The sequence below is a fragment of the Streptomyces sp. TRM68367 genome (assembly GCF_014495685.1).
Lineage (GTDB): Bacteria > Actinomycetota > Actinomycetes > Streptomycetales > Streptomycetaceae > Streptomyces.
On sequence record NZ_JACTVI010000234.1, the window covers coordinates 1 to 2664 of the forward strand.

General features: G+C 69.6%; 1 protein-coding gene. It reads left to right on the top strand.

Annotation, left to right across the window (positions count from 1 at the left end):
• The first annotated feature begins 190 nt into the window (after window positions 1-190).
• Window positions 191-2596, top strand: coding sequence for an RHS repeat-associated core domain-containing protein (locus H8R17_RS45025; RefSeq protein WP_316959750.1), 2406 nt, complete (start codon window positions 191-193; stop codon window positions 2594-2596).
• Window positions 2597-2664 lie beyond the last annotated feature (68 nt).

Here is a 2664-nt window from a genome sequence, read left to right on the forward strand (position 1 = left end):
CTCGGCGCAGGATCGCGCCTTTCTCTCCGGCCGGGGCGGCGTCGTACTCGGCGACCATGCGCAGCTTGTACTCCGGGGAGAAGCGGCGACGGGTCGGTCTCGGTGCCGGGTCCTCGGACTCGGCCACCGGGCCGTCCGTGCTGGTCATCTGGGGTGGGGCTCCTGTCTCGCCCAGGAAGGATAACCCGGCATACCGGGTGTCTCACCACAGACTGACAGGGAGGGGGGCGGCGCCACCTGGCACCACACCTACGACGAGCGCGGCAACCTGCTCACCTCCACCGACCCCGCCGGCGCCGAGACCCGGTACGCCTACGACGCCACCGGCCACCTGTCCGCCATCACCGACGCCCTCGGCAGTACACGGAACAGCACCTGCAACCCAGCGGGCTTGCCCGTTTCCCTCACCGACTCGGCGGGTGCCACCACGCACGTCGAGCGGGACGCCTTCGGGCGCATCGTCACGATCACCGACCCCCTCGGCCGCACCACCCACATGGGCTGGACCTCGGAGGGCAAGCCCGCCTGGCGTGAGGAACCGGACGGCGCCCGGGAGACGTGGAACTGGGACCCCGAAGGCAACCTGCTCGCCCACACAGACCCTGCCGGCAACACCACCCGCACCACCACCGGCCCCTTCGACCTTCCGGTCTCCCGCACCGACTCCGACGGCACGACCTACGCGTTCGCCTACGACACCGAGATGCGCCTGACCGAGGTCACCAACCCGCTCGGTTGGAAGTGGACCTACGCCTACGGCCCAGCGGGCCGCCTCACCTCCGAGACCGACTTCAACGGCCGTACCGTCGCCTACGAACGGGACGCCGCCGGACAGCTCACGGCCCGCACCAACGGCGCAGGAGAAACGGTCCGCTTCACCCATGACGCACTTGGCCGCACCCTGCGGCAGGGCGCGAGCACCACGTTCGAGTACGACGTGGCGGGCCACCTGATACGCGCCACCAGCCCGGACGCGACTGTCGAGTGGCAGCGCGACCCCATGGGCCGGGTCCTGGCGGAGAGCACGAACGGCCGCACCGTCTCGTACGGCTACGACGCCCTCGGCCACCGAATACGCCGCACCACCCCCTCCGGCACCACCTCCACCTGGACCTTCGACCCGGTCGGCCGCCCCGCAGCGCTCGACACCAGCCATGGAGCCCTCGCCTTCACCTACGACGCAGCCGGTCGAGAGACCGAACGCCGTCTCGGCCCCGGCCTGGCCCTCACTCAGACCTGGGACGCAGCCGACCGCCTCACCAGCCAGACCATCACCACTCGCGGACAGCGCATCCTCCAGCACCGCGCCTACGTCTATCGCATCGACGGCCACCTGCAAGAGATCCGCGACCTGGCCTCCGGCACCCAGCTCCTCGCGCTCGACCGCGCAGGCCGGATTACCGGGGTACGCGCCCACGGCTGGACGGAGAACTACGCCTACGACGCCGCGGGCAACCTCACCAGCGCCACCGCGCCTGGCGACGACTTCCCAACCGGCGACCGCGCGTTCTCCGGCACCCTGATCGCGAGCGCCGGCCGGACCGCCTACGAACACGACGCCCAGGGCCGACTGACCAGGAAAACCCGCAGGCTCCTGAGCGGCCAGGCCCGCTCATGGACATACGAGTGGACACCCGAGGACCGCCTCGCCGGGGTGATCACGCCCGACGGCCACCAGTGGCGTTACTGCTACGACCCCCTCGGCAGGCGCACCGCCAAGCGCCGACTCGCTCCGGACGGATCAGTCGCCGAGGAAGTCACCTACTCATGGGACGCCACAACCCTGGCGGAGCAGACCGGGTCGGACGGTACGACCGTCACGTGGGACTGCTCCCCGGAAACCCACGCCCCGATCACGCAGACGACCCAGGATGCCCACGGCGCCCGCTTCCACGCCATCGTCACCGACCTCGTCGGCACCCCGACCGAGTTGGTGTCACCCGACGGGGAGACCGCCTGGCAACGCCGCACATCCCTGTGGGGCGCCCCGCTGCCGGCGCCGGACCCAAAGGCCCAGAACGTCTCCTGTCCGCTCCGCTTCGCCGGGCAGTACCAGGACGACGAGACCGGTCTGCACTACAACTACTACCGGTACTACGACCCGGAAACCGCCCGTTACATCAGCCCTGACCCGCTCGGGCTGGAGCCCGCTCCCAACCACCACGGCTACGTCAGCAACCCTCTGCAGGCCACAGACGCCCTCGGTCTGAAGGGCTCGAAGCTCTGCAGGGTCGACGTCACGTGGGGCGGGCGGGTCAACTACGGCGAACTGGACTCACTCGGCCGACCGACACGCATGACCGCCAAGATCGAACGTGACATGCTCGACGAGGGTACTGACGCCAAGAGGAGTATCCGCCCGCCGGGCTTCAAGGGAGGCATGCCGATTGGCAACCACGCACGCGGACACCTGCTCGCCAACCGGCTGGGCGGGTCGGGCGACATCCCCGAGAACCTCGTCACGCTGGTCCAGGATCCCGTGAACACCCCGATCATGCGTGGCTTCGAGTCCCAGGTCTACGGTGCCGTAGCGAAGGGTGAAACGGTCAACTACAGCGTGACACCCGTCTACGACGGATACGGCAGCTGTAGATAGCCCTGCCTGTGCTCATCGCGGCTGGTCAGCGGTTTGAGGGGGGTGGGTGCGGGGCACGAGGACGGCCG